Raw genomic sequence first — 25,266 nt, 5'->3', positions numbered from 1 at the left:
CGCAATCAATTTGCCGCCGGTTGGCCGTCAGTAGGCTGGCGGCAGATTGAGCATGTCTTCTTATAACGACAAGAGCCTTCAGGAGCATTCCGGATGAGCAAATTTTTAGACCGTTTCCGCTATTTCAAGCAGTTGGCGGAGCCTTTTTCTGGCGATCACGGCCAGACCTTGAACACCAACCGCGACTGGGAAGACGGCTACCGCAGCCGTTGGCAGCACGACAAAGTGGTGCGTTCCACCCACGGCGTGAACTGCACCGGTTCCTGCAGTTGGAAGATCTACGTGAAGAATGGCCTGGTGACCTGGGAAACCCAGCAAACCGACTACCCGCGCACCCGCCCCGATCTGCCCAACCATGAACCGCGCGGCTGCCCGCGCGGCGCCAGCTACTCCTGGTACCTGTACAGCGCCAACCGGCTGAAATACCCGCTGATGCGCAAGCGTCTGCTCAAGCTGTGGCGCGAGGCGAAAGCGCAGCACAGCGATCCGGTCGCGGCCTGGGGCTCTATCGTCGGCGATGCGGAAAAAGCCAAAAGCTACAAGGTGGCGCGCGGCCGCGGCGGTTTCGTCCGCTCCAGCTGGCAGGAGGTCAATGAACTGATCGCCGCCGCCAACGTCTATACCGCCAAAACCTTCGGCCCGGACCGTATCATCGGCTTCTCGCCGATCCCGGCGATGTCGATGGTGTCCTACGCCGCCGGCGCCCGCTACCTGTCGCTGATCGGCGGCGCCTGCCTGAGCTTCTACGACTGGTATTGCGATCTGCCGCCGGCCTCGCCGATGACCTGGGGCGAGCAGACCGACGTGCCGGAATCCGCCGATTGGTACAACTCCTCTTACATTATCGCCTGGGGCTCCAACGTGCCGCAGACGCGCACCCCGGACGCCCACTTCTTTACCGAAGTACGTTACAAGGGCACCAAAACCGTGGCGGTGACGCCGGACTATGCCGAAGTCGCCAAGCTGTGCGACCACTGGCTGAATCCGAAGCAGGGCACCGACAGCGCGATGGCGCTGGCGATGGGCCACGTAATGCTGAAAGAGTTCCATCTCGATCGCGAAGTCGGCTACTTCCGCGACTACGTGCGCCGCTATACCGACATGCCGATGCTGGTGCTGCTGGAAGCGCGTGAAGGCGGCCATTACGCCGCCGGCCGCCTGCTGCGCGCCGCCGATCTGGTGGACGGGCTGGGCCAGGAAAACAACCCCGAGTGGAAAACCGTCGCTATCGACAGCCGCAGCGGCGATCTGGTGGCGCCGCAGGGCTCCATCGGCTTCCGTTGGGGCGAGAAGGGCAAGTGGAACCTGGAACAGCGCGAGGGCAAGTCGCAACAGGAAGTCGAGCTGCAGCTCAGCCTGTTGGGCATGCATGACGATGTTGCCGAGGTGGGCTTCCCGTACTTCGGCGGCGCCGACAGCGAGCATTTCAACAGCGTGGCGCTGGACGAGATCCTGCTGCACAAACTGCCGGTGAAACGCCTGCAGCTGGCGGACGGCAGCGAAGCGCTGGTGACCAGCGTGTACGACCTGACGCTTGCCAACTACGGCCTCGAGCGTGGGTTGGGCGACGCCAACTGCGCCGCCGATTATGACGAGGTCAAGGCCTACAGCCCGGCCTGGGCCGAACAGATCACCGGCGTGTCGCGCCACAACATCATCCGCATTGCCCGCGAGTTCGCGGAAAACGCCGAGAAGACCCACGGCCGTTCGATGATCATCGTCGGCGCCGGCGTCAACCACTGGTATCACATGGACATGACCTACCGTGGCCTGATCAATATGCTGATCTTCTGCGGTTGCGTCGGCCAGAGCGGCGGCGGCTGGGCGCACTACGTCGGCCAGGAAAAACTGCGGCCGCAAACCGGCTGGCTGCCGCTGGCGTTCGGCCTCGACTGGCAGCGCCCGCCGCGCCACATGAACAGCACCTCGTTCTTCTACAACCATTCCAGCCAATGGCGCTATGAAACCGTTGGCACCGACGAGCTGCTGTCGCCGCTGGCGGACAAATCGCGCTTCGGCGGCAGCCTGATCGACTTCAACGTGCGCGCTGAGCGCATGGGCTGGCTGCCGTCGGCGCCGCAGCTGGGCACTAACCCGCTGCGCCTGGCGGAGCAGGCCCGCGCGGCCGGTCAGTCGCCGGTCGAGTTCACCGTCGACAGCCTGAAAAATGGCTCGCTGGGCTTCGCCGCCGAGCAGCCGGACAATCCGCAGAACTTCCCGCGCAACCTGTTCGTCTGGCGCTCCAACCTGTTGGGCTCCTCCGGCAAGGGCCATGAGTACATGCTCAAATACCTATTGGGCACCGAAAACGGCATTCAGGGGAAAGATCTCGGCCAGCAGGGCGGCGTGATGCCGCAGGAAGTGGAATGGCGCGAGCAGGGCGGCGAAGGCAAGCTGGATTTGGTGGTGACGCTCGATTTCCGCATGTCGAGCACCTGCCTGTACTCCGACGTGGTGTTGCCGACCGCCACCTGGTATGAAAAAGACGACATGAACACCTCCGACATGCACCCGTTCATCCATCCGCTGTCGGCGGCGGTCGATCCGGCCTGGGATTCGAAGAGCGACTGGGAGATCTACAAGGGCATCGCCAAGGCCTTCTCCGAGGTGTGCGTTGGCCATCTGGGCCAGGAAACCGACGTGGTGACCCTGCCTATCCAGCACGATTCCGCCGCCGAGCTGGCGCAACCTTACGGCGTGCAGGACTGGAAGAAAGGCGAATGCGATCTGATCCCGGGCAAAACCGCGCCGCACATCATCGCGGTGGAGCGCGATTACCCGGCCACCTACGAGCGCTTCACCTCGCTGGGGCCGCTGCTGGACAAATTGGGCAACGGCGGCAAGGGCATCAGCTGGAACACCCAAACCGAGGTCGACTTCCTCAAGCAGCTTAACTACGTCAAGGCCGACGGCCCGGCGGCGGGGCGGCCGAAGATCGAGAGCGCGATAGACGCGGCGGAAGTGATCCTGTCGCTGGCGCCGGAAACCAACGGCCAGGTGGCGGTAAAAGCCTGGGAGGCCCTGAGCAACGTCACCGGCCGCGATCACCGCCATCTGGCGCTGAACAAGGAAGACGAGAAAATTCGCTTCCGCGACATTCAGGCGCAGCCGCGCAAAATCATCTCCAGCCCGACCTGGTCCGGTCTGGAGGACGAACACGTATCCTACAACGCCTGCTACACCAACGTGCACGAGCTGATCCCGTGGCGCACCCTCAGCGGCCGTCAACAGCTGTATCAGGATCACGAGTGGATGCGCGCCTTTGGTGAAAGCCTGCTGGTATATCGGCCGCCGATCGACACCCGCGCCGCGCAGCCGTTGCTCAACAGCAAACCGAACGGCAACAAGGAGAAGGCGCTGAACTTCCTGACGCCGCACCAGAAGTGGGGCATTCACTCCACCTACAGCGACAACCTGTTGATGCTGACGCTGTCGCGCGGCGGCCCGATCGTCTGGCTGAGCGAAGACGACGCCAAAGATCTGGGCATCGCGGACAACGACTGGATCGAGGCCTTCAACGCCAACGGCGCGCTGACGGCGCGCGCGGTGGTCAGCCAGCGTATCCCGGCCGGCATGACCATGATGTACCACGCGCAGGAGCGCATCGTGAACCTGCCGGGCTCGGAGATCACCAGCCAGCGTGGCGGCATCCACAACTCGGTGACCCGCGCCTGTCCGAAGCCGACCCACATGATCGGCGGCTATGCGCAGCTGGCCTACGGCTTCAACTACTACGGCACCGTCGGCTCCAACCGCGACGAGTTCGTGGTGGTGCGCAAGATGAACCGCATTGATTGGTTGGACGACGAAGGCAACGACTACGCGCAGGGCAGTCAGCAGGAGAACAGCAAATGAAAATTCGTTCGCAAGTCGGCATGGTGCTGAATCTGGACAAGTGCATCGGTTGCCACACCTGTTCGGTCACCTGCAAAAACGTCTGGACCAGCCGTGAAGGTATGGAATACGCCTGGTTCAATAACGTGGAAAGCAAGCCCGGCGTCGGGTATCCGCACGCCTGGGAAGATCAGGAAAAATGGAAGGGCGGCTGGATACGTAAAATCAACGGCAAGCTGGAGCCGCGTATGGGCAACCGTGTCGGCGTGCTGGCGAAAATCTTCGCCAACCCGGACGTGCCGGCGCTGGACGACTACTACGAGCCGTTCGATTACGACTACCAGCATCTGCACACCGCCAAACAGGGCAAGCACCAGCCGGTGGCCCGCCCGCGCTCGCTGATCACCGGCCAGCGCATGAACAAGATCGAAAGCGGCCCGAACTGGGAGGAGATCCTCGGCGGGGAGTTCGAAAAACGCTCGCAGGACAAGAATTTCGACAACCTGCAGAAGGCGATGTACGGCCAGTTCGAAAACACCTTCATGATGTACCTGCCGCGCCTGTGCGAGCACTGCCTCAACCCGGCCTGCGTCGCCACCTGCCCGAGCGGGGCGATCTACAAGCGCGGCGAAGACGGTATTGTGCTGATCGACCAGGACAAGTGCCGCGGCTGGCGCATGTGCCTGACCGGCTGTCCGTACAAGAAAATCTACTTCAACTGGAAGAGCGGCAAGTCCGAGAAGTGCATCTTCTGCTACCCGCGCATCGAAGCTGGGCAGCCGACGGTGTGTTCGGAGACCTGCGTGGGCCGCATTCGCTACCTCGGCGTGCTGCTGTACGACGCCGACCGCATCGAGCAGGCGGCGGCGGTGGAGAACGACAAGGATCTGTATCAGAGCCAGCTCGACATCTTCCTCGATCCGCATGACCCGAAGGTGATTGCTCAGGCGCTGGCGGACGGCGTGCCGCAGGGGGTCATTGAAGCTGCCCAGCAGTCGCCGGTGTACAAAATGGCGATGGACTGGAAGCTGGCGCTGCCGCTGCACCCGGAATACCGCACGCTGCCGATGGTCTGGTACGTGCCGCCGTTGTCGCCGATTCAGTCCGCCGCCGACGCCGGCGAGCTGGCGCACAGCGGCGTGCTGCCGGACGTCGAGAGCCTGCGCATTCCGGTGCAGTATCTGGCGAACCTGCTGACCGCCGGCGATACCGAACCGGTGCTGCTGGCGCTGAAGCGCATGCTGGCGATGCGCCACTACAAGCGGGCGGAAACCGTCGACGGCGTGGTGGACACCAGCGCGCTGGAGCAGGTCGGGTTGAGCGAAGCGCAGGCGCAGGAGATGTATCGCTACCTGGCGATCGCCAACTATGAAGATCGCTTCGTGGTGCCGTCGAGCCACCGCGAGCTGGCGCGCGAAGCCTTCCCGGAAAGCAAAGGCTGCGGTTTCAGCTTCGGCGACGGCTGCCACGGCAGCGACGGCAAGTTCAACCTGTTCAACAGCCGCCGCATCGACGCCATCGACGTGACCGCGAAAACCGCGCGGCCGGAGGATGCCTCATGATCAGCCTGAAAGTGATCGCCCGCCTGCTGGATTACCCGGAGCAGGTCCTGTTTGACCATCAGCAGGCGCTGATTGAGGCGCTGGAGCCGGCCAGCGAGCTGGATCTGCACCACAGCGCGCAGCTGATTCTGTTTATCCGCCGCCTGTGCGCCCGCCCGCTGCTGGACGCGCAGGCCGACTATTGCGAGCTGTTCGATCGCGGCCGCGCCACCTCGCTGCTGCTGTTTGAGCACGTGCACGGCGAGTCGCGCGATCGCGGCCAGGCGATGGTCGATCTGATGGCGCAGTACCGCGCCGCCGGGCTGGAGATCGACAGCCGCGAGCTACCGGATTTCCTGCCGCTGTACCTGGAGTATCTGGCCAGCCGCAGCGCGGCGCAGGCGCGGGAAGGGCTGCAGGACATCGCGCCGATCCTGGCGCTGCTGGGCGCGCGCCTGCAACAGCGAGAAAGCCCGTACGCGGTGCTGTTCGATCTGCTGCTATTGCTGTCCGGCAGCGAGGTGCAGGCTCAGGCGCTGGAAACCCAGGTGGCGCAAGAGGCGCGCGACGATACGCCGCAGGCGCTGGATGCGGTGTGGGAAGAGGAGCAGGTCAAGTTTCTCGGCGAACAGGGCTGCGCCTCCGCCCAGCAGACGGCGCACCAGCGGCGCTTCGCCGGCGCGGTGGCGCCACAGTATCTGGACCTGACGGATGCGTTAACCGGAACCAAAGGACGCTAATCATGCAATTTTTGAATCAGTTCTTCTTCGATATTTACCCTTATCTGGCCGGCGCGGTATTCCTGATCGGCAGCTGGTTGCGTTACGACTACGGGCAGTACAGCTGGCGCGCCGGCTCCAGCCAGATGCTGGATAAAAAGGGCATGCGGCTGGCGTCCAACCTGTTTCACATCGGCATTATCGGCATCTTCGCGGGCCATTTCCTCGGCATGCTGACGCCACACTGGATGTATGAGGCTTTCCTGCCGATCGACGTGAAGCAGAAGCTGGCGATGATCGCCGGCGGCGCCTGCGGCCTGATGACGCTAATCGGCGGTGCGCTGTTGCTGAAGCGCCGGTTGACCAATCCGCGGGTGCGCGCCACCAGCAGCTTCGCCGACATCATGATCCTGACGTTGCTGGTGGTGCAGGTGTGCCTCGGCCTGCTGACCATTCCGTTCTCCGCCCAGCATATGGACGGCAGCGAAATGATGAAGCTGGTGGCCTGGGCACAGGCGGTGGTGACGTTCCACGCCGGCGCCTCTGCGCACCTGGAAGGCGTGGCGATTATCTTCAAACTGCACATGGTGCTGGGCATGACGCTGTTCGTGCTGTTCCCGTTCTGCCGCCTGGTGCATATCTGGAGTGCGCCGGTAGAGTATCTGACCCGCCGTTACCAGCTGGTGCGCAACCGCCGCTGAGCCTGACCCCGCAGCCGCCGCCGATCGCCAGCGGCGGCGCTATTCCGATAATTCCCCCGCCGTCTGCCCATTCTCGCCGCCTTGTCGTAAACTAACTATCTCAGTCATGTTACGCTTATGCTTGCGCCGACGGACGTCGGCCCGTGGTAGCCGATAACAAGAGATAGCGCCTTGATGAAAGGCCTTTTGGGACATAAAAACCGGGGATGATCCGCATGGCCTTCGCGCCGCGCGGGAGAATCGCTTTATGGATAGTCAGGTTAATCAATAACAATAATGACCACACAATGTCGCTCACCCGAGCTGTTGCCTCTGAAAATCATCGCCACCGGGGCCGCGTTGCCGCCCAACCGCGTGGCCTCCTCTACGCTCGATGCCCGCCTGGGGAAACCGGCCGGCTACGTTGAAAAGCGCTCGGGCATCGTTTACCGCTATCACGCCGCCGACGATGCCAGCCAGGCCGAGCTCGCCGCCGCCGCACTGCAAGACGCGCTGGCCCGCAGCACTATTCCGGCCGCTTCGATTGACCTGCTGATCTCCGCCTCGGCGATAGCGGTACAGGCGCTGCCGTGCTCTGCCGCGCATATTCTCAAGATCGCCGGATTGGCGCCGGGTACGCCGGGCTTCGACATCAACAGCAGCTGCGTCAGCTTTATCTCTGCACTGCAGGTGGCGGCGGGGCTGTTGAACGCCGGGACGTATCGGCGTATCGCCATCGTCTCGGCGGATCTCGCTTCGCGCGGCATCGACTGGCAGCACGAAGAGTCGTCGCTGATTTTCGGCGACGGCGCCGCCTGCGCCATCGTGGAGCGCGGTGACGGCACCGGCGGCATCCTCGCCAGCCTGGTGGAAACCTATCCCGCCGGCAGCGAACTGTGCGAGATCCGCGCCGGCGGCACGCGCCGCAACCCGCGCGCCGGCATGTGCGAGCAAGACTTCCTGTTTCATATGCAGGGCAAACCGCTGTTCCGTCAGGCGTCGGCGCTGATTGAGGACTACCTCGACCGGCTGCTGAGCGCCAGCGGCTTGACCCTGGCGCAGATCGCCACCGTGGTGCCGCACCAGGCCAGCCATTTGTCGCTCGAACATATGCGTAAACGGCTGCACGTTTCCAGCGAGGCGCTGGTGGACATCTACCGCCATCACGGCAACCAGGTGGCGGCCTCTATCCCGACCGCGCTGCATGCCGCCGTGACCACCGGGCGCTTCAACCCCGGCCAGCCGGTGATGCTGATCGGCACCGCCGCCGGGCTGGCGCTGGCCGGCATGGTGTTGCTGCCATGAGGGTGCTGGTGACCGGGGCGACCAGCGGGCTGGGGCGCAACGCGGCGCAGTGGTTGCTGGAGGCCGGGCATCAGGTGCGCGCCACCGGCCGCGATGAGCGGGCCGGCGAAGCGTTGCGGCAGATGGGCGCTGAATTTTACTCGCGCGATCTGGCGCAGGCCACGCCGCAGCAGTGCCGGGAGCTGGTGACCGACTGCGAGTGGGTGTGGCACTGTGCGGCCAAGTCTTCCCCCTGGGGCGGCAAAGCGGAATTTCACCGCATCAACGTCGCGGCGACGGAGAAACTGGCGGAGGCGGCCGGGCGCTGCGGCGTGCGGCGCTTCGTGCATATCTCCACGCCGGCAATCTACTTCGATTTTCAGCCGCATTACGATCTTGATGAGGGTTATCGCGCCCGGCGCTTCGCCAATCACTATGCCGCCAGCAAGCACGCCGCCGAGCAGCGGCTGTTGGCGCAGGCGAAGATCTACCCGCAAACCACCTATATTATGCTGCGGCCGCGCGGCCTGTTTGGCCCGCACGATCGGGTGATCGTGCCGCGGCTGTTGCAGCAGCTCGAACGCGATCGCGGCGTGCTGCGGCTGCCCGGCGGCGGGCAAGCGCTGCTGGATCTGACCTTTGCTCCCAACGTGGTGCACGCCATGGAGCTGGCCAGCCGGCAGCGCGGATTGCCGTCCGGCGCCGTGTATAACATCACCAACCATCAACCACAGCGGCTGGCGGAGATGCTGGATGCACTGCTGCGCCAGGAGCTGGGGCTGCGTTACCAGCTGCAAGCCGTGCCGTATCCGCTGCTGCAGGCGCTGGCCGGCGGCATGGAGCTGTGGGCAAGCCTGAGCGGCAAGGAACCGCTGCTGACGCGCTACAGCGTGGCGGCGGTGCATTTTGACATGACCCTGAGCCAGACCCGCGCGATCGAAGAGCTGGGCTATCGGCCGCGTTACTCGATGGAAGAGGGGATCCGCCTGACCGGCGAGTGGCTGCGGCAGCAAGGAGGCATACAGCATGGGTAAGGTCACCGTTTTTGAAGTGGGCTATTGCACGCATATCGGCTGTATGGCGCTGCGCGGCGCCGGGTTCCGGGTATGTAAATTTCCGGCACGCGCCTATCTGCTGGAGGTGGGAGAGCGCCGCTGGCTGTGGGATACCGGCTATGCGCATTATTTTCAGCAGCACACGCAGTCGGGGGTGTTCAGCCTTTACCGCCGCATGACGCCGGTCTACTTCGACCCCGCCGAGTCGTTGGCGCATCAGCTGCGCGAAGCCGGTTACGCCGAAGGCGACATCCAGGCGCTGATCGTCTCGCACTTTCACGCGGATCACATCGCCGGGCTGCAGGATTTCAGCCGCCTCGATTTTATTTGCTGCGGCGAAGGCTGGCAGCAAACCCGTGGGCTGCGCGGTTTCGCGGCGCTGAAACGCGCCTTTATTCCCGGCCTGATCCCGGCGGATTTCGAGAGCCGCCTGCAGTTTATGGAAGCTTTTCCCTCGGTGGCGTTGCCCGCGCTGCTGGCGCCGTTCGATCGCGGTTACGCGCTGCCGGGCAGCGAAGGGCAGATCGTGCTGGTGCCGCTGCCGGGGCATGCGGCCGGCCATATCGGCGCCTTTATTCTCACCGACGCCGGCTGGACGCTGTTGGCCAGCGACGCCGCCTGGTCGCCGCAGAGCTACCAGACGCTGCGCGGGCCTTCGCGCCTGGCCAATCTGGTGATGGACGACGCGGTGGCGTACACCCGCACGCTGGAACGGCTTAACCAACTGTGGGCGGGCGGCCAGGTCAACATTTTGCTGTGCCACGAGGGGGACCTGTGATCCCTTTCATGACCCTGTGGCACTACTTCCGCGCCCGGCGCCTGCGCTTTGGCGATCGTGCGGCGCTGGAGGCGCATCAGGCTCGGCAGCTCGCGGGCTTTGCCCGCCGGGTGCTGAGCAAGAGCCCCTATTTTCAGCGCTTCAGCCGCCGGCCGTTCGCCGAATGGCCGCAGATGGACAAGGCGCTGATGATGGCGCAGTTCGACCGGATGAATACCGCCGGGCTGAGCCGGGAGGCGGTGCTGGCCTGCGCGCAGCGCAGCGAGGCGGATCGCGATTTCACGCCAAAGATCGGCCGCTACAGCGTCGGATTGTCGTCCGGCACCTCCGGGCAGCGCGGCGTGTTTGTCGTCAGCCCGCGCGAACAGCAGGTGTGGGCCGGCGGCATGCTGGCGAAGATGCTGCCGGACGGGCTGCTGGCCGGCGAGCGCGTCGCGCTGTTTCTGCGGGCGGACAATAATCTCTATCACAGCGTAAACAACCGTTGGCTGAGCCTGGCGTTTTACGATTTGCTGGCGCCGTTCAGCGAGCATCTGCCCGCGCTGGAACGGCAGGTGCCCAGCATCATCGTGGCGCCGGCGCAGGTGCTGCGCGCCCTGGCGCTGGCGGTGCTGGCCGGGCAGGTGAAGCTGCCGGTCAAAAAAGTGATTTCGGTCGCCGAGGTATTGGAAGAACAGGATCGCCGCCTGCTGATGCAGGTGTTTCCGGCGGTTGGCGAAGTGTATCAGGCTACCGAGGGGTTCCTGGCCGCGACCTGCGCGCACGGCACCCTGCATCTGAACGAAGAGTTTTTGCATATCGAACCGCAGTGGATCGACGAACTGCGTTTCACGCCGCTGATCACTGATTTCACCCGCGGCACGCAGCCGATCGTGCGTTATCGGCTGGACGATGTGCTGGTACTGCGCAAGGAACCCTGCCCGTGCGGGCAGCCGACGCGCGCGATCGCGCGTATCGAAGGGCGGCGCGACGATCAGCTGATGCTGCCCGATGCGCAGCGGCAACCGCAGGCGGTGTTCGCCGATGCCTGCAGCCGGACGATTGCCAATGCGCTGCCGCTGACCAGCGATTACCGCCTGATCCAGCGCGGCGAGCACCGGCTGGAGTTGATCGCCGATTGCAGCCCGGCGGCGTTGGCGCACTGCCAGGCGCAGCTGATCGCGCTGTTCGCTCGCCAGGGCATCGCCACCGATCGGCTCGAATGGCGGTTGACGGCGCAGGCGGTGCTGCCGCAGTTCGATCGCAAGCGGCGGCGCATCGTGCGCCAGGCGGAGGAAGCATGAAAAATACGCTGTTCAGGCTAGGGCACATGTTGCTCGGCTGGGGGACGGTCGGGGTGGTGTATAGCCTGACCGATCGCCTGCAGGGGACGGGAACTTTGTTGCCGCCGTCGGCGCTTGATCGGGCGATCCCGTTCAGCCCGGCGGCCATTTGGCTTTACCTGTCGTTCTTCCTCATCGTCCCGGCGGGCTATTTGCTGGCGCCGCTGCAGCGAATCAAATGGCTGACGTTGGCGATGCAGCTGACGGCGCTGGGCGCCGGGGCAGTTTACCTGCTGTGGCCGACCACCATGGCCTATCCGCGGAACGATGGCGTTGGGATCAGCGTGCAGCTGCTGGCGGCGTTAACCCAGGTGGATTCGCCGCAGAACTGCCTGCCTTCGTTGCATATGGCGCTGACGGTGCTGGCGGTGTGGGCGTTGAGCGACGGCGAGCGCAAAGTGCGGACGGCGCTGTGGATGCTGTGGGGCGTGGCGATCGCGTTCTCCATTCTGCAACTGCGCCGCCATTTGTTTGTCGATCTGGCCGGCGGCGCGCTGCTGGCGCTGTGCGCCGGGTGGTTGGCCCTGCGCATCAAGACCCTGCGCCGGCGGGTGGTTAAAGGAGAAATGGGATGAGCGATCTGGCGTTGCCGATAGTGTTCATGCTGTTCATCGTGGTGGCCGAGGCGGTGGCGCTGCAGTGGGGGCGCCGTGAGCCGGTCAACTGGCACGATCTGGTGTTCAACCTGAACTCCGGCCATATCATGCTGTGGCTGTTCCGCGGGCTGGAGATCACCTGCTACGGCTACGTGGCCGCGCATTTCAGCCTGGGGCTGCTGGACGCCTGGCCGCCGCTGCTGATGTGGCTGTTCGCCCTGCTGGCGTGGGACTTCGGTTTCTACTGGCTGCACCGTCTGCACCACCGCTTCCGCGTGCTGTGGGCGGTACACGTGGTGCACCACCAGGGGGAGCACTTCAACCTGTCGCTGGGGGTGCGCAACTCCTGGTATTCGTCGTTGACGTCGATCCCGTTCTTTTTGCTGCTGGCGCTGGCGGGCGTGCCGCTGTCGGTGTTCGTCACGGTTTCGATTTTTCACTACAGCATTCAGCTGTTTAACCACAATGCGCTGACGCCGAAGCTGGGCGTGCTGGAAAAAATCCTGGTCACGCCGGCGCACCACCGGGTGCACCACGTCAAGGACATGGCGTATTCCAATAAGAACTTCGGCGGCAGCTTTATCTTCTGGGACAAGCTGTTCGGCACGTTCTGCCCGGCGTTGCCGACCACGCCGTTCAGCTACGGCGTCGGCGGCGACCGGCCGTCCGCCAACCCGTTCTGGGCGAGCAATCTGCCGTTTCTGCGCTATTTCCGTCTGGCATGGCGCCCGGCGCCGGGCCGGCCGCGCGACCGCCGTTCGGCGCTCAGCGTCTTCAGCGGCGCCATGCTGCTGTTCTCGTTGGTGGTCGGTTACGTCTACCAATACGGTTACGGCTACGGCGACATCAGCTGGCCGCAAATGGCGCTGCTGGTGCTGCTGGCGTTGGGCTCGGTGGCGCTGGGCGGCATGACGGAAGGGCGGCCGTGGGCGAGCGCCGTCTGGCTGCTGATCGCGCTGGGCATGCCGCTGCTGTTTATCGGCTATCTTGGCTGGCCGCAGCGCTATTGGCATATCGCCATGGCCGCCGTCGCGCTGCATGCCCTGTGCGTGGCGCTGGGCTGGGGGCGAGTGGCCGCGCCGGCCGCCGTGGAGGAACCGCATGGCTGACTTATTGCCGCCGCTGCGTTTCCCCGCCGATGGCGAGCAGGCGTTTCACCGCGATCTCAAGCGCGCGGCGCACGCCTGCCTGGCGGGCGATCATCGCTATGCCGATGCCGCGCGATTGGCCAAGGCCGCGCTGTTGCTGGCGCTGTGCGTCGGGTTTTACGCCCTGAGCCTGATGCAGCATCAGCCCTGGGCGTTTTTCCTCTGCTATTTCCTGTTCGTGGCCATGGGCATGCTGCTCAACGTCAACGTCAACCACGATGCTTCGCATAACGCCTTCTTGCGCGCGCCCTGGGCCAATCGCCTGGTGGGGCGGCTGGTGACGCTGCCGCTGGGCGTCGATCCGGACTACTGGCGCACGCGCCACGTGGATTACCACCACGTTTACGCCAACGTCGAACACTACGATCTGGACACCGAAGAGAACGGCTTTTTCCGCCAGACGCCGTTCCAGCGCTGGCGGCCGCATATGCGCTATCAGCATCTGTACTGGCCGCTGATCGCCGCGCTCTCGCTGCCCTACATCGCGTGGATTTTCGATTGGTCCGATCGGCTCGATAAAACGCCGCTGCGGGAAAAACGCGTGCTGGCGGGGCGCGGCGGTTGGAGGCTGTTCGTGCTGTGCAAATTGCTTCATGTGGCGCTGGTGCTGGTGGTGCCGCTGATCCTGTGCCACCTGCACGGCATCGGTTGGGGCTGGGTGCTGTTGGCTTACGTGCTCAGCCAGATGTTTGCCTCGCTGCTGGTGGTGTTCCTGCTGCTGGGCACCCACTGGGCGCAGGCCGAGTTTTACCCGGCGCCGGCGGGTGACAGCATGCCGCACGGTTGGTACCGGCACAATTTCGCCACCGCCTGCGACTGGCAGCCCGAGCCGCGCTGGCTGGAGCACCTGACCGGCGGGCTGAACTATCACCTGACCCATCACCTGTTTCCCGGCTGGAATCACCGCCACTACCCGGCGCTGGCCGCCGCAGTGGCGGAAGTGGCGCATCGGCACGGCATGGCGTACCGCTGCATCGGCTATCGCGAACTGCTGGCGCAGCAACAGCGCTTCTTACGCCGGATGGGGCAGCCATGAAGCCGCTGCGTCCGTTAGCCTACCGGCGTGACGACAGTGGGCTACATCGTGCGCTGATGCAGGCCGCCCAGCATTATCTGGCGGCCAACGGCGATCACCGCTTCGCCGACGGCGGCATGCTGGCGAAGGTGGCGCTGCTGCTGGCGCTGTGCGGCCTGTGTTACGGGTTGAGCCTGCAGCAGCAAAACGGCTGGGCGTTTTTCGCTTGCTACTTCGGTTTTATCTTTATCGGCATGTTCCTGACGGTGAACGTGGTGCACGATGCCTCACATAACGCGTTTTTCCGTCGGCCCTGGGCCAACCGCTGGCTGAACGCCCTGGTGAGCGTGCCGCTGGGGCTGGATCCCGACTGCTGGCGTGTGCGGCACGTGCTGTTCCACCATGCCCATAACAATATCGAACATTACGACCCCGACATCGACGCCAACGGCGTGCTGCGGCAAACGCCGTTCCAGCGCTGGCGGCCCTTTATGCGCGCCCAGCGCTACTATTGGCCGCTGGTGGCGGCGCTGACGTTCCCGTACTACATCTGGCTGTTCGACTGGCTGGATCGGGCGGGCCGCACCCGCGTGGCGGCACGCATGGCGCAGCAGGGTGTGCGCGGCTGGTGCGGATTTCTGGCGGGCAAGGCGGCGCACCTGCTGCTGGCGCTGGCGATCCCGTGCTGGCTGCTGCCGCCGGCCATCGGCATCGGGCAAATTCTGCTGGTCTATTTGCTGAGCCAGATGCTTTCTTCATTGCTGTTCGTGATGTTGATCATCGGCACCCACTGGGCCAAGGCCAATTTTTACCAGGCGCCAGCGCAGGGCGCGATGCCGCACGGCTGGTATCACCATGTGTTCGCCACCACCTTCGACTGGCTGACCCGGCCGCGTTGGCTGGGATACTGGCTCGGCGGGGCGAACCTGCATTTGACGCATCATCTGTTCCCGCACTGGAGCCACCGTCATTACCCGGCGCTGAGCCGCATCATCGGCGAGGTAGCGCCGCGTTTCGGCATCGACTACCGCCTGCTGGAGCTGGGGGAGCTGTTGCGCCTGCAGCAGCGCTTCCTCAGCGCGATGGGGCGCAAACCACATTAGCGTTGCATGCGGATTGTGCGAGGCGTTACGCAGTTCACTAATTGAACGATAGTTGCCCTTCCAGTAGACTTTCCCCCTGTGAATCAACGGCCACAGGAGGTGGACTATGCGCAGCTTGCCGATTCGGTTATCGAATAAAATTGATGATGATCTGAACGATATTGCCCGGCGTCATGGGATGGAAAAAACCGAGGTAATCAAAATGGCGTTTGCACTGATTACCCTTGCCGATAAGTACTGGATGAAACAGGATGGTACTTCTCTTGGCATTGTACGGGAGAAGGGTGAACAGCTTGAAGCGGTGGGGCGGGTCGTGGAGATCTTCCCATGAACATCGAAAGCCGTAATCTGCGCGATGAGGCCAGCCAGGTTTATCTGGAGCAGGTGTTGGTCTTCGACGAAATGGAGCGTCTGCGCCTGGCGCGCCAGGTATTGTGCGGGATATTCGCGGTCAGCGTGGGCGTATTCGCCGCCCACGCGTATTGGGACAAAAATGAAGCGCTGAGGCAAGCGTTCGAACTGGTGAAGATCGGCGCCTTGCCGCTGGTCACGCTGGTGGTTTCCTTCTACTTTCCCACCAGCGCGGCCAGATAAGGCGCCGCGTCAATGCGACTTCATGCCCGCCGCGGTCATCAGCAGGCGGAACAGCGAGGCGACCACGAACAGCCCCAGCACGCTGGCGCTCCAGATGATCACCAGCCAGCCGATGCGTTTCCACCAGGGCGCCGGCGCGGCGGTTGCCGTTTTATCTTGCATAGCGTCCTCCCTTCTCAGTGATAGCCGTGTTCATGGCTGATCTTGCCGCGGAACACGTAGTAGCTCCAGAAGGTGTAGACCAGAATGATCGGGATGATGAACAGCGCGCCCACCAGCATAAAGCCGAGGCTCTGCGGCGGGGCGGCGGCGTCCCAAAGGCTGATGGCCGGCGGGATCAGGTGCGGCCAGATGCTGATGCCAAGCCCGCTCAGGCCGAGGAACACCAGCAGCAGCGTCAGTATGAACGGCGAGTAGTGCGCGCCGCGTTTCACCCCGCGCTGAATTCCCCAGGCGCTGAGCAGCACCAGCACCGGCACCGGCAGCAGCCAGAACAAATTCGGCAGCGTAAACCAGCGGGCGGCGATTTCCGGATGCGCGATCGGCGTCCAGATACTGACCGCGGCCAGCACCAGCAACAGGATCGCCAGCAGCGGCGTCGCCAGATGATACATGCGCGCCTGCAGATCACCGGCGGTTTTCATCACCAGCCAGGTGCAGCCTAGCAGGGCGTAGGTCACCACCAGCCCCAGCCCGCAGAACAACGCGAACGGCGTCAGCCAGTCCAGTGCGCCGCCGGCGTAGGTGCGGCCTTCGACCGGGAAGCCGTTGATCACGGCGCCCACCACCACACCCTGGCTGAAGGTGGCGAAGATTGAGCCCCAGATGAACGCCTTGTCCCAGATATGGCGTTTCTCCGGCGTCGCCTTGAAGCGAAACTCGAAGGCCACGCCGCGGAAAATCAGCCCGATCAGCATCAGCGTCAGCGGGATCGCCAGCGCGTCGAGGATCACCGAGTAGGCCAGCGGGAAGGCGCCGAACAGCGCGGCGCCGCCCAGCACCAGCCAGGTCTCATTGCCGTCCCACACTGGGGCGACGGTGTTCATCATCAGATCGCGGTCGCCGCTCTCTTTCACCCACGGAAACAGGATGCCGATGCCCAGGTCGAAACCGTCCATCACCACGTACATCATGGTGCTGAACACGATGATCACAAACCAAATCAGCGGAAGATCGATGCCCATGTTCAGCTCCTGTCGTCCAGAGTGTCGTTGACCGCGGACAGCGGACGCGCCGGCCGGCCCTCGGTATTGTCTTCTTGGTGTTCATGCGGCTGCGGCCCTTTGCGGATCAGGCGCATCATGTAGGAATAGCCCACGCCGAACACCGAGCAGTAGACGATGATGAACGCCAGCAGGCTGATGCTCATGTGCAGATCGCCGTGCGCGGAGACCGCGTCCTTGGTGCGCAGCAGGCCGTACACCACCCACGGCTGGCGGCCGATCTCGGTGGTGAACCAGCCCGCCAGCAGCGCCAGCAGCCCGGAAGGGCCCATCCACAGGATGAAGTACAGGAACGGACGCGACTGATACAGCCCGCCGCGCCAGCGCAGCCACAGGCTCCACACCCCGGCCAGGATCATCAGCATGCCCAGCCCGACCATGATGCGGAACGACCAGAACACCACGGTGGAGTTGGGGCGATCTTCCGGCGGGAAGGATTTGAGCGCCGGTACCTGTTCGGTCAGGCTGTGGGTCAGGATCAGGCTGCCGAGGTACGGTACTTCCAGCTTGAAGCGGGTCTCTTCGCGCTCCATGTCCGGCCAACCGACCAGGATAAGCGGCGTGGCTTCGCCCGGCGGGTTTTCCCAGTGGCCTTCGATGGCGGCGATCTTCGCCGGCTGGTGTTTCAGCGTATTCAGGCCATGCGCATCGCCGATCAGCGCCTGCACCGGCGCGACGATCAGCGCCATCCACATCGCCATCGACAGCATTTTGCGCATCGCCGGGGTATCGCGGCCGCGCAGCAGGTGCCAGGCGGCGGAGGCGCCGACGAAGAACGCCGAGGAGAGGAAGGCGGCGGTGGACATGTGCAGCAGGCGGTACGGGAAGGACGGGTTGAAGATCACCTTCAGCCAGTCGACCGGTACCACCTGGCCGTTGATGATTTCATGCCCCTGTGGCGTCTGCATCCAGCTGTTGGAAGCCAGGATCCAGAAGGTGGAGATCAGCGTGCCGAGCGCCACCATGCAGGTGGCGAAGAAGTGCAGGCCGGGGCCGACGCGGTTCCAGCCGAACAGCATTACGCCGAGGAAACCGGCTTCGAGGAAGAAGGCGGTCAGCACTTCATAGGTCAGCAGCGGCCCGGTAATGCTGCCGGCGAACTCGGAGAAGAAGCTCCAGTTGGTGCCGAACTGATAGGCCATCACCAGCCCGGACACCACGCCCATGCCGAAGTTGACGGCGAAAATCTTTGACCAGAAGTGGTAAAGCTCACGGTAGGCTTCATTGTGCGTTTTCAACCATAATCCTTCCAGCACCGCCAGATAGCTGGCTAAACCGATGGTGATGGCGGGGAAGATGATATGGAAAGACACGGTGAAGGCGAACTGTATTCTGGCGAGTTCCAGTGCATCAAGACCCAGCATGGCGCCTCCTAGGGTTGAACATAAATTAACCTCTTGAGTATAGCTGTCATTTTTATGTGAAATACTTGGCGTTAAGTTAAGCACGGAGTACAGTGACTATAATAGTGACAGTTATTTTACTTTTTCATATAACAGTTAATGGTTATGACCCGATACGAGCAGCTTGCGCAGCAGATTAGAGAACAGATCCAGAACCGGGTGTGGCGGGCGGGCGACAAGCTGCCTTCGCTGCGCGAGAGCGGCAAACGCGCCGGACTGAGCCTGATGACGGTGGTGCAGTCTTACCAACTGCTGGAGAGCCAGGGGTGGATCGTCGCCCGGCCGCAGTCGGGCTACTACGTGGCGGCGCGCCCGCAGCCGCTGCCCCAGCCTTCGCGCGGCGAGAAGCTGTTGCTGAGCGAGCAGGTGGACATCAACGCCTTTATTTTCGACGTGCTGCAGGCCTGCAAGGATCCGGATATCGTGCCTTTCGGTTCGGCCTTTCCCGACGCCACGCTGTTCGCCCAGCCGAAGCTGGCGCGCGCGCTGAGCAGCGTGGCGCGCAAGTTCACGCCGCACAGTTCGCTGGCCAACCTGCCGCCGGGCAACGACGCGCTGCGGCGGCACATCGCCCAACGCTATGCGCTGAGCGGCATGCAGGTCGCGCCGGACGAAATCGTCATCACCGCCGGGGCGATGGAGTCGCTCAGCCTCAGCCTGCAGGCGGTGACCCAGCCGGGCGACTATGTGGCGATCGAATCGCCGGCGTTTTACGGCGCGCTGCAGGCGCTGGAACGGCTGCGGTTAAAGGCGGTGGCGATCGCTACGCATCCGCAGGACGGCATCGATCTGGACGCGCTGCAGCAGGCGGTGGACCAGTATCCGATCAAAGCCTGCTGGTTGATGACCCATTTCCAGAACCCGCAGGGCGCCACCCTGCCGGAGGCCAACAAGCAACGGCTGGTGACGCTGCTGCGCGAACGGCAGATCTCGCTGATTGAAGACGACGTCTACGGCGAACTGTACTTCAGCGCGGAACGGCCGCTGCCAGCCAAGGCGCTCGACAGCGGCGGCCAGATCCTGCACTGCTCGTCGTTTTCCAAATGCCTGGCGCCGGGCTTTCGCGTCGGCTGGGTGGCGGCAGGGCGTTATGCGCAGCAGATCCAGCGTTTGCAGCTGATGAGCACCGTTTCCACCAGCGTGCCGACCCAGATGGCGCTGGCGGATTATCTGCTGCACGGCGGCTACGATACCCATCTGCGGCGGCTGCGGCGCCTGCTGGCTCAGCGGCAAAGCGCGATGCGTCAGGCGATCGCCCACCATTTCCCGCCGACGGTGAAGGTCAGCCAGCCCGACGGCGGCTACTTCCTGTGGCTGGAGCTGGATCCGGCGCTGTCGTCGATGGAACTGTACCGGCGGGCCCTTTCCCGGGGCATTAGCATCGCGCCGGGGCGCATGTTTACCACCGGCGACCATTTCAACCACTGCTTCCGTCTCAACGCCTCTTTTGAATGGAACGACCGCTTTGAAGAGGCGATCAAAACCTTAGCCAAACTTATCCGGGGGCTGGCGGCGGCAGGCTGAACGGCACACCTGGCGTCAGGACAGATAGTGCTTCAACGCGCGCCCGGCCTGGTGGATCGCCGAATGCACCGCCGGGACGTGGGCGAGCGGATTCAACAGGCCGTAGTCGTGGATCAGCCCGTTATAGCGGGTGGAGGTGACCTCGACGCCGGCGGCATCGAGCAGACGCGCGTAGGCTTCGCCCTCATCGCGCAGCACGTCCAGCTCGGCGGTTTGCACCAGCGCCGGCGGCAACCCCCGCAGCTGGTCCGGCGTGGCGTTGAGCGGCGAGGCGTAGATGTCTTTGCGCTGCGCCTTATCGGGCGCGTAGCTGTCCCAAAACCACTTCATCATGTTGCGGGTCAGGAAATGGCCTTCGGCAAACTGATGATAGGAATCGGTATCAAACTGGGCGCGGGTGACGGGCCACAGCAGGATCTGGCAGCGCAGCGCCGGTATGCCTTTCTGTTTGGCCATCAGGCTGACCACCGCCGCCATATTGCCGCCGGCGCTGTTGCCGACCACCGCCAGCCGCGAGCCGTCGACGTTGATCTTCTCGCCGTACTCGGCCACCCATTCGGTGGCGGCGTAAGCCAGGTTGATCGCCTCAGGGTAGCGCACCTCCGGTGAGCGGGGATAATTGACGAACACCGCCGCCGCACCTGAGCTGTGCACCAGATCGCGCACCAGCCGTTCATGGGTGGGAAAATCGCCCAGCACCCAGCCACCGCCGTGGAAGAACATGAATACCGGCAGCGCCTCTTTGACCCTGGCCGGCCGCACCAGCTGCAGCAGAATATCCTGACCTTCTACGTGAATGGTTTTCTCGCTGATCTCGACCTCGCGCAGCGGCACCTCGACGCTGCGTTGCGCGTCCTCCAACATCCTGCGCGCCTCTTTGGGCTTCATCTGTTCCATAGGTTTACCGCCGCCGGCATTCAGCGCGTCGAGAAACGCGCGGATGTCGTGTTGGGCGTGCGGCTGGCTGAGATCGACGGTTTTCTTGGGCATGGGGACTCCTTGTGCGCAAAAGAGAAGGGGCGGTCAGGATCACAGTGTAGTCGCTGGCGCACAAAGCAGGAGCCGCGGCCAGCGTGGCCCCTTTTGGCCGGTGGGGTCTCGCGTCGCTGCCGCGATGCACCATTCTGGCGCACTGCTGCACCCACTGGGGGCAAAAAGTGTGATAGCGAGCAAATCCGGCGAAATTATTTTTGCGAGCCCGATCAGAAATCCTGAAGTTTTTCGCAATTGAATAGGATTTCGCGCGCAATGATGATTTTAGGCCTTATTTTTTAATTTATGCATTACCAATGCATAGAAAATGAATAACTATGCAATATAAGCCGTTGTTTTAACGCCAGAAATAGCAAAATCCGGTAAAAATCCCGTTTTGGCACGATAGCTGCTCTACACTCTTTATCAAACGACATGTATTTTAACTGCTCGTTAACATTTACTCCCCGCTCAGGGACCGGATATACGCCATAAATAGTGAAAAACCGATTTTATGTAACAGATTTGTTTCTAAATCAGCGGTAAGGGGCAGCATTTTCTCCGCCGTGAAAGTCGGTTTTGAACAACGGTTTTTTTGCAATGTGGCGGCCTAGCCGGGCCTGAGCGGCCCTTACAGTCAAAATTCAGCCTTTGCTGAGATTATGAGGTCACTATGGAACAGCCAATCGCAGTTACCCGCCAGTCTTTCGATGACTGGATGGTCCCGGTTTATGCCCCTGCCGATTTTATTCTGGTGCGGGGAGAAGGCTCGCAGGTGTGGGATCAGCAGGGTAAGTCTTACATCGACTTCGCCGGCGGCATCGCGGTTAACGCGTTGGGGCATGCGCACCCGGCGGTCAAGGCGGCGCTGGTGGAGCAGGCGGGCAAACTGTGGCATCTGGGCAATGGCTATACCAACGAACCGGTGCTGCGCCTGGCCAAAAAATTGATCGACGCCACCTTCGCCGACAAGGTGTTCTTCTGCAACTCGGGCGCCGAAGCCAACGAAGCGGCGCTGAAACTGGCGCGCAAGCATGCGCACGACCAGCACGGCGCCGGTAAGGATCAGATTGTGGCGTTCAACAACGCGTTCCACGGCCGCACGCTGTTTACCGTGTCCGCCGGCGGCCAGCCAAAATACTCGCAGGACTTTGCGCCGCTGCCGGGCGGCATCACCCATACGCCGTACAACGATCTGGCCGCGGCGGCCGAGCTTATCAACGATCGCACCTGCGCGGTGATCGTCGAGCCGATCCAGGGCGAGGGCGGCGTGCTGCCGGCGGAAGCCAGTTTCCTGCAGGGGCTGCGTGAGCTGTGCGATCGCCATAATGCGCTGCTGATCTTCGACGAAGTGCAGACCGGCGTCGGCCGCACCGGCCACCTGTATGCCTACATGCAGTACGGCGTGGTGCCGGACGTGCTGACCACCGCCAAAGCGCTGGGCGGCGGCTTCCCTATCGGCGCCATGCTGACCACCGATGCGCTGGCGAAAACGCTGGGCGTCGGCACCCACGGCACCACCTACGGCGGCAACCCGCTGGCGACGGCGGTGGCGGGGACGGTGTTCTCCATCATCAACACCTCGGAAGTGCTGGAGGGCGTCAAACAGCGTCACCAGTGGTTTATCGACGGGTTGAACGACATCAACCGTCAGTACCCGATCTTCGCCGACATTCGCGGCGGCGGTTTGCTGATCGGCTGCCAATTGACGAAAGACTATGCCGGCAAAGCGAAGCAGATCACCCAACTGGCCAACGAAGAAGGCGTTATCGCGCTGATCGCCGGCCCGGACGTGGTGCGTTTCACGCCGTCGCTGATCATCCCTGAGCAGGATGTGAAAGAGGGGCTGGCGCGATTCGCGCGCGCCGTGGCGCGCATTTGCAGCTAATCAGCGGGCTGCGCCTTCACCGGCGCAGCCTGATTCAGAAGAGGTTCGCATTATGATGATTATTCGCCCTATAGAGCGTCGCGATCTGGCGGATTTATTGACGCTGGCCGGTAAATCCGGCATCGGTCTCACTTCACTGCCGCAAAATGAAGATACCCTGTCGGCACGCATTGAGCGGGCGTTAAAAACCTGGCAAGGCGAACTTCCGCAAAGTGACCAGTGTTATTTGTTCGTGTTGGAAGACAGCGAGCGCCGTCAGGTGGTCGGGGTCTGCGCGATCGAAGTGGCCGTCGGCCTGGCGGAACCCTGGTACAGCTTCCGCGTAGGCACGCAGGTGCACGCTTCCAAACAGCTGAACGTCTATAAATCGGTGCCGACGCTGTTCCTCAGCAACGATCATACCGGCCATTCGGAGCTGTGCACGCTGTTCCTCGATCCGGATTATCGTCACGGTGAGAACGGCAAGCTGCTGTCGAAGGTGCGTTTCCTGTTTATTGCCGCGTTCCGCGAACGTTTCTCCCGGCGCCTGATCGCCGAGATGCGCGGTTTCTCCGATGAAAACGGCCGATCGCCGTTCTGGGAGAGCGTCGGGCGCCATTTCTTCTCCATCGAGTTCGCCAAGGCGGACTACCTGAGCGGCACCGGGCAAAAGGCGTTTATCGCCGAACTGATGCCGAAACACCCGTTGTATGTCGATTTCCTGGCCGAAGACGCGCAGAAAGTGATCGGCGAGGTGCATCCGCAAACCCTGCCGGCGCGCCGGTTGCTGGAGGCGGAAGGCCTGAGCTATCAGGGCTACGTCGATATCTTCGACGGCGGCCCGACGCTGGAAGCCGAGATCGACCACATCCGCGCGGTGAAGCAGAGCCGCCTGGTGAAAGTGGTGCTGGATGACACGCCGATGCGCGCCGATGCGCCGGTGCATCTGGTGGCCAACGACAACTATCAGCACTACCGCGCACTGTTGGTCAATGCCGATCTGTATGACGACCGCCTGCATATCAACGCCGCCACCGCCGCGGCGCTGGGCGTCGAACAGGGCAGCCCGGTGCGGGTGCTCCCCCTTATTGCACAGGAGAAAGCATGATGTCTCATCCTGCACTGTTGATTAACGGCGTCTGGCGGCAGGGCCGCGGTGCCGAGTTCGGCAAGGCCGATCCGGTCGGCAACCAGCCGCTGTGGCGCGCCAACGCCGCCGATACCGACGACGTCGCCGCCGCCTGCGAAGCCGCGCGCGCCGCGTTCCCGGCTTGGGCGCGTACGCCGTTCGAGCAGCGCGAACAGCTGGTAAAACGCTTCGCCGCCTTGCTGGAAGAACACAAGCAGTCGCTGGCGGAAACCATCAGCCGCGAGACCGGCAAACCGCGCTGGGAAACGCTGACCGAAATTCAGGCGATGATCGGCAAGGTGGGCATTTCGCTGCAGGCCTATCAGACGCGTACCGGCTTTAGCCAGACGGCGATGGCCGACGGCGCTTCGGTGTTGCGCCATCGTCCGCACGGCGTGCTGGCGGTGTTCGGGCCTTACAACTTCCCCGGCCATCTGCCGAACGGCCATATCGTGCCGGCGCTGTTGGCCGGCAACTGCGTGGTATTCAAACCGAGCGAGCTGACGCCGCTGACCGCCGAGGAGACCCTGAAGCTGTGGCTGCAGGCCGGCCTGCCGGACGGGGTGATCAATCTGGTGCAAGGCGGCCGCGAGACCGGCGAAGCGCTGGCGGCCAGTGCGGATATCGACGGCCTGCTGTTCACCGGCAGCGCCGGCACCGGCTATCACCTGCATCGCCAATTGGCGGGGCAGCCGGAGAAGATCCTGGCGCTGGAGATGGGCGGCAACAACGCGCTGATCGTCGACGGTTTTGACGATCGCGATGCGGCGGTCAACCTGGCTATCCAATCGGCGTTTATCTCCGCCGGCCAACGCTGCACCTGTTCACGCCGTATTCTGGTGAAGCAGGGGGCGGAAGGCGACGCCTTTATCGAACGTTTGGTCCAGGTGGCGGGCGAACTGCGCGTCGGCCGCTGGGATGCCGAACCGCAGCCGTTCATGGGCGGGGTGGTGTCGGCAGCCGCGGCGGAAAACATGCTGAACGCGCAGCAGCGCTTGCTGGCGCTGGGCGGCAAATCGCTGCTGAGCATGCGCCTGCTGGAACCGGGCAGTTCGCTGCTCAGCCCGGGCATCGTCGATCTGACCGGCGTGGCCGGCGTACCGGACGAAGAGTATTTCGGCCCCTTGACCACCATCGTGCGTTACCGCGATTTCGACGAAGCGCTACAGCTCGCCAACCGGACGCGCTACGGCCTGTCGGTGGGGCTGGTATCGCCGCAGCGCGAGTTGTTCGAGCGCTTGCTGCTGGAAGCGCGTGCCGGCATCGTCAACTGGAACAAGCCGCTGACCGGGGCGTCCAGCGCGGCGCCGTTCGGTGGCGTGGGGGCCTCCGGCAACCATCGCCCAAGCGCCTTCTATGCGGCGGACTATTGCGCCTGGCCGATGGCTTCGCTGGAAAGCGAAAGCCTGTCGCTGCCGGCGACGCTCTCGCCGGGCTTGTCGTTCCGTTAATCGTCTGCGGCGGCGCGATGGCGCCGCC

22 protein-coding genes are annotated in these 25,266 nt (G+C 63.4%); 18 read left to right on the top strand and 4 right to left on the bottom strand.

Annotation, left to right across the window (positions count from 1 at the left end; translation table 11 throughout):
• Nucleotides 1-93 precede the first annotated feature (93 nt).
• From ACJ8PI_RS10155 to ACJ8PI_RS10090, 14 genes are all read left to right on the top strand, one after another.
• The gene (locus tag ACJ8PI_RS10155) at nt 94-3,855 is read left to right on the top strand and encodes a nitrate reductase subunit alpha (protein WP_047571568.1); all 3,762 of its coding nucleotides are present in this window, start codon (nt 94-96) and stop codon (nt 3,853-3,855) included.
• Nucleotides 3,852-5,396, top strand: a complete 1,545-nt coding sequence (gene narH / locus ACJ8PI_RS10150) for a nitrate reductase subunit beta (RefSeq protein WP_033634924.1) — start codon at nt 3,852-3,854, stop codon at nt 5,394-5,396. The genes ACJ8PI_RS10155 and narH overlap by 4 nt, the downstream gene beginning before the upstream one ends.
• The gene (gene narJ, locus ACJ8PI_RS10145; protein ID WP_060438561.1) at nt 5,393-6,115 is read left to right on the top strand and encodes a nitrate reductase molybdenum cofactor assembly chaperone; all 723 of its coding nucleotides are present in this window, start codon (nt 5,393-5,395) and stop codon (nt 6,113-6,115) included. Before narH ends, narJ begins: the two co-directional genes overlap by 4 nt.
• A gap of 2 nt (nt 6,116-6,117) precedes the next feature.
• Nucleotides 6,118-6,795 carry a respiratory nitrate reductase subunit gamma gene (gene narI, locus ACJ8PI_RS10140; protein WP_025303199.1) on the top strand — a complete coding sequence of 226 codons (678 nt, stop codon included), beginning with the start codon at nt 6,118-6,120 and terminating at the stop codon, nt 6,793-6,795.
• A 276-nt stretch (nt 6,796-7,071) separates the two neighbouring features.
• Nucleotides 7,072-8,079 carry a 3-oxoacyl-[acyl-carrier-protein] synthase III C-terminal domain-containing protein gene (locus ACJ8PI_RS10135; protein ID WP_033653675.1) on the top strand — a complete coding sequence of 336 codons (1,008 nt, stop codon included), beginning with the start codon at nt 7,072-7,074 and terminating at the stop codon, nt 8,077-8,079.
• Nucleotides 8,076-9,092, top strand: a complete 1,017-nt coding sequence (locus tag ACJ8PI_RS10130) for an NAD-dependent epimerase/dehydratase family protein (protein WP_033653676.1) — start codon at nt 8,076-8,078, stop codon at nt 9,090-9,092. The genes ACJ8PI_RS10135 and ACJ8PI_RS10130 overlap by 4 nt, the downstream gene beginning before the upstream one ends.
• Nucleotides 9,085-9,891 (top strand): MBL fold metallo-hydrolase, encoded by an 807-nt coding sequence (locus tag ACJ8PI_RS10125; protein WP_164134357.1) that lies wholly within the window; start codon nt 9,085-9,087, stop codon nt 9,889-9,891. Before ACJ8PI_RS10130 ends, ACJ8PI_RS10125 begins: the two co-directional genes overlap by 8 nt.
• A complete protein-coding gene (locus ACJ8PI_RS10120; RefSeq protein WP_164134358.1) occupies nt 9,888-11,174 on the top strand; it encodes a F390 synthetase-related protein in 1,287 nt (428 codons plus the stop codon). Before ACJ8PI_RS10125 ends, ACJ8PI_RS10120 begins: the two co-directional genes overlap by 4 nt.
• Nucleotides 11,171-11,788 carry a phosphatase PAP2 family protein gene (locus ACJ8PI_RS10115; protein WP_164134359.1) on the top strand — a complete coding sequence of 206 codons (618 nt, stop codon included), beginning with the start codon at nt 11,171-11,173 and terminating at the stop codon, nt 11,786-11,788. The genes ACJ8PI_RS10120 and ACJ8PI_RS10115 overlap by 4 nt, the downstream gene beginning before the upstream one ends.
• Nucleotides 11,785-12,918, top strand: a complete 1,134-nt coding sequence (locus tag ACJ8PI_RS10110; protein WP_079656567.1) for a sterol desaturase family protein — start codon at nt 11,785-11,787, stop codon at nt 12,916-12,918. Before ACJ8PI_RS10115 ends, ACJ8PI_RS10110 begins: the two co-directional genes overlap by 4 nt.
• Nucleotides 12,911-13,993: a fatty acid desaturase family protein gene (locus ACJ8PI_RS10105; protein WP_049212724.1), complete on the top strand. Its 1,083-nt coding sequence runs from the start codon at nt 12,911-12,913 to the stop codon at nt 13,991-13,993. The genes ACJ8PI_RS10110 and ACJ8PI_RS10105 overlap by 8 nt, the downstream gene beginning before the upstream one ends.
• Entirely contained in the window at nt 13,990-15,075 is a 1,086-nt protein-coding gene (locus ACJ8PI_RS10100; RefSeq protein WP_049212725.1) for an acyl-CoA desaturase, read from the top strand. Before ACJ8PI_RS10105 ends, ACJ8PI_RS10100 begins: the two co-directional genes overlap by 4 nt.
• Nucleotides 15,076-15,181: 106 nt before the next feature.
• Nucleotides 15,182-15,406: a hypothetical protein gene (locus ACJ8PI_RS10095; protein ID WP_025303190.1), complete on the top strand. Its 225-nt coding sequence runs from the start codon at nt 15,182-15,184 to the stop codon at nt 15,404-15,406.
• A complete protein-coding gene (locus ACJ8PI_RS10090) occupies nt 15,403-15,669 on the top strand; it encodes a hypothetical protein (protein WP_049212727.1) in 267 nt (88 codons plus the stop codon). The genes ACJ8PI_RS10095 and ACJ8PI_RS10090 overlap by 4 nt, the downstream gene beginning before the upstream one ends.
• A gap of 9 nt (nt 15,670-15,678) precedes the next feature.
• Here the strand turns inward: ACJ8PI_RS10090 and ACJ8PI_RS10085 are convergent, their stop codons facing one another.
• The 3 genes from ACJ8PI_RS10085 to ACJ8PI_RS10075 are packed head-to-tail and all read right to left on the bottom strand — an operon-like array spanning nt 15,679 to nt 18,256.
• Entirely contained in the window at nt 15,679-15,831 is a 153-nt protein-coding gene (locus ACJ8PI_RS10085) for a DUF2474 domain-containing protein (RefSeq protein ID WP_071605360.1), read from the bottom strand.
• 14 nt (nt 15,832-15,845) lie between these two features.
• On the bottom strand, nt 15,846-16,853 hold the full coding sequence (cydB, locus tag ACJ8PI_RS10080) for a cytochrome d ubiquinol oxidase subunit II (protein ID WP_033653684.1): 1,008 nt from the start codon (nt 16,851-16,853) through the stop codon (nt 15,846-15,848).
• A 2-nt stretch (nt 16,854-16,855) separates the two neighbouring features.
• Nucleotides 16,856-18,256, bottom strand: a complete 1,401-nt coding sequence (locus ACJ8PI_RS10075) for a cytochrome ubiquinol oxidase subunit I (RefSeq protein WP_033647706.1) — start codon at nt 18,254-18,256, stop codon at nt 16,856-16,858.
• Nucleotides 18,257-18,400: 144 nt separating this feature from the next.
• Here ACJ8PI_RS10075 and ACJ8PI_RS10070 point away from each other — a divergent pair, with 144 nt between their 5' ends.
• Nucleotides 18,401-19,819 carry an aminotransferase-like domain-containing protein gene (locus ACJ8PI_RS10070; protein ID WP_033647705.1) on the top strand — a complete coding sequence of 473 codons (1,419 nt, stop codon included), beginning with the start codon at nt 18,401-18,403 and terminating at the stop codon, nt 19,817-19,819.
• A gap of 15 nt (nt 19,820-19,834) precedes the next feature.
• On the opposite strand, the gene ACJ8PI_RS10065 is transcribed toward ACJ8PI_RS10070, so the two are convergent.
• Nucleotides 19,835-20,809: an alpha/beta hydrolase gene (locus ACJ8PI_RS10065; protein ID WP_049212731.1), complete on the bottom strand. Its 975-nt coding sequence runs from the start codon at nt 20,807-20,809 to the stop codon at nt 19,835-19,837.
• Between the two features lie 655 nt (nt 20,810-21,464).
• Between ACJ8PI_RS10065 and ACJ8PI_RS10060 the strand changes: the two genes are divergently transcribed.
• Genes ACJ8PI_RS10060 through astD form a run of 3 tightly spaced genes read left to right on the top strand, consistent with a single transcriptional unit; the run spans nt 21,465 to nt 25,238 of the window.
• Nucleotides 21,465-22,679 carry an aspartate aminotransferase family protein gene (locus tag ACJ8PI_RS10060; RefSeq protein ID WP_060452580.1) on the top strand — a complete coding sequence of 405 codons (1,215 nt, stop codon included), beginning with the start codon at nt 21,465-21,467 and terminating at the stop codon, nt 22,677-22,679.
• A gap of 52 nt (nt 22,680-22,731) precedes the next feature.
• On the top strand, nt 22,732-23,766 hold the full coding sequence (gene astA, locus ACJ8PI_RS10055) for an arginine N-succinyltransferase (RefSeq protein WP_033647701.1): 1,035 nt from the start codon (nt 22,732-22,734) through the stop codon (nt 23,764-23,766).
• On the top strand, nt 23,766-25,238 hold the full coding sequence (gene astD, locus ACJ8PI_RS10050; protein ID WP_041038021.1) for a succinylglutamate-semialdehyde dehydrogenase: 1,473 nt from the start codon (nt 23,766-23,768) through the stop codon (nt 25,236-25,238). Before astA ends, astD begins: the two co-directional genes overlap by 1 nt.
• The last annotated feature ends 28 nt before the right edge of the window (nt 25,239-25,266 follow it).

The sequence above is a fragment of the Serratia sp. CY82433 genome, from assembly GCF_052166535.1.
GTDB lineage: Bacteria > Pseudomonadota > Gammaproteobacteria > Enterobacterales > Enterobacteriaceae > Serratia > Serratia sarumanii.
This window is presented reverse-complemented; position numbering and strand designations above follow the sequence as displayed.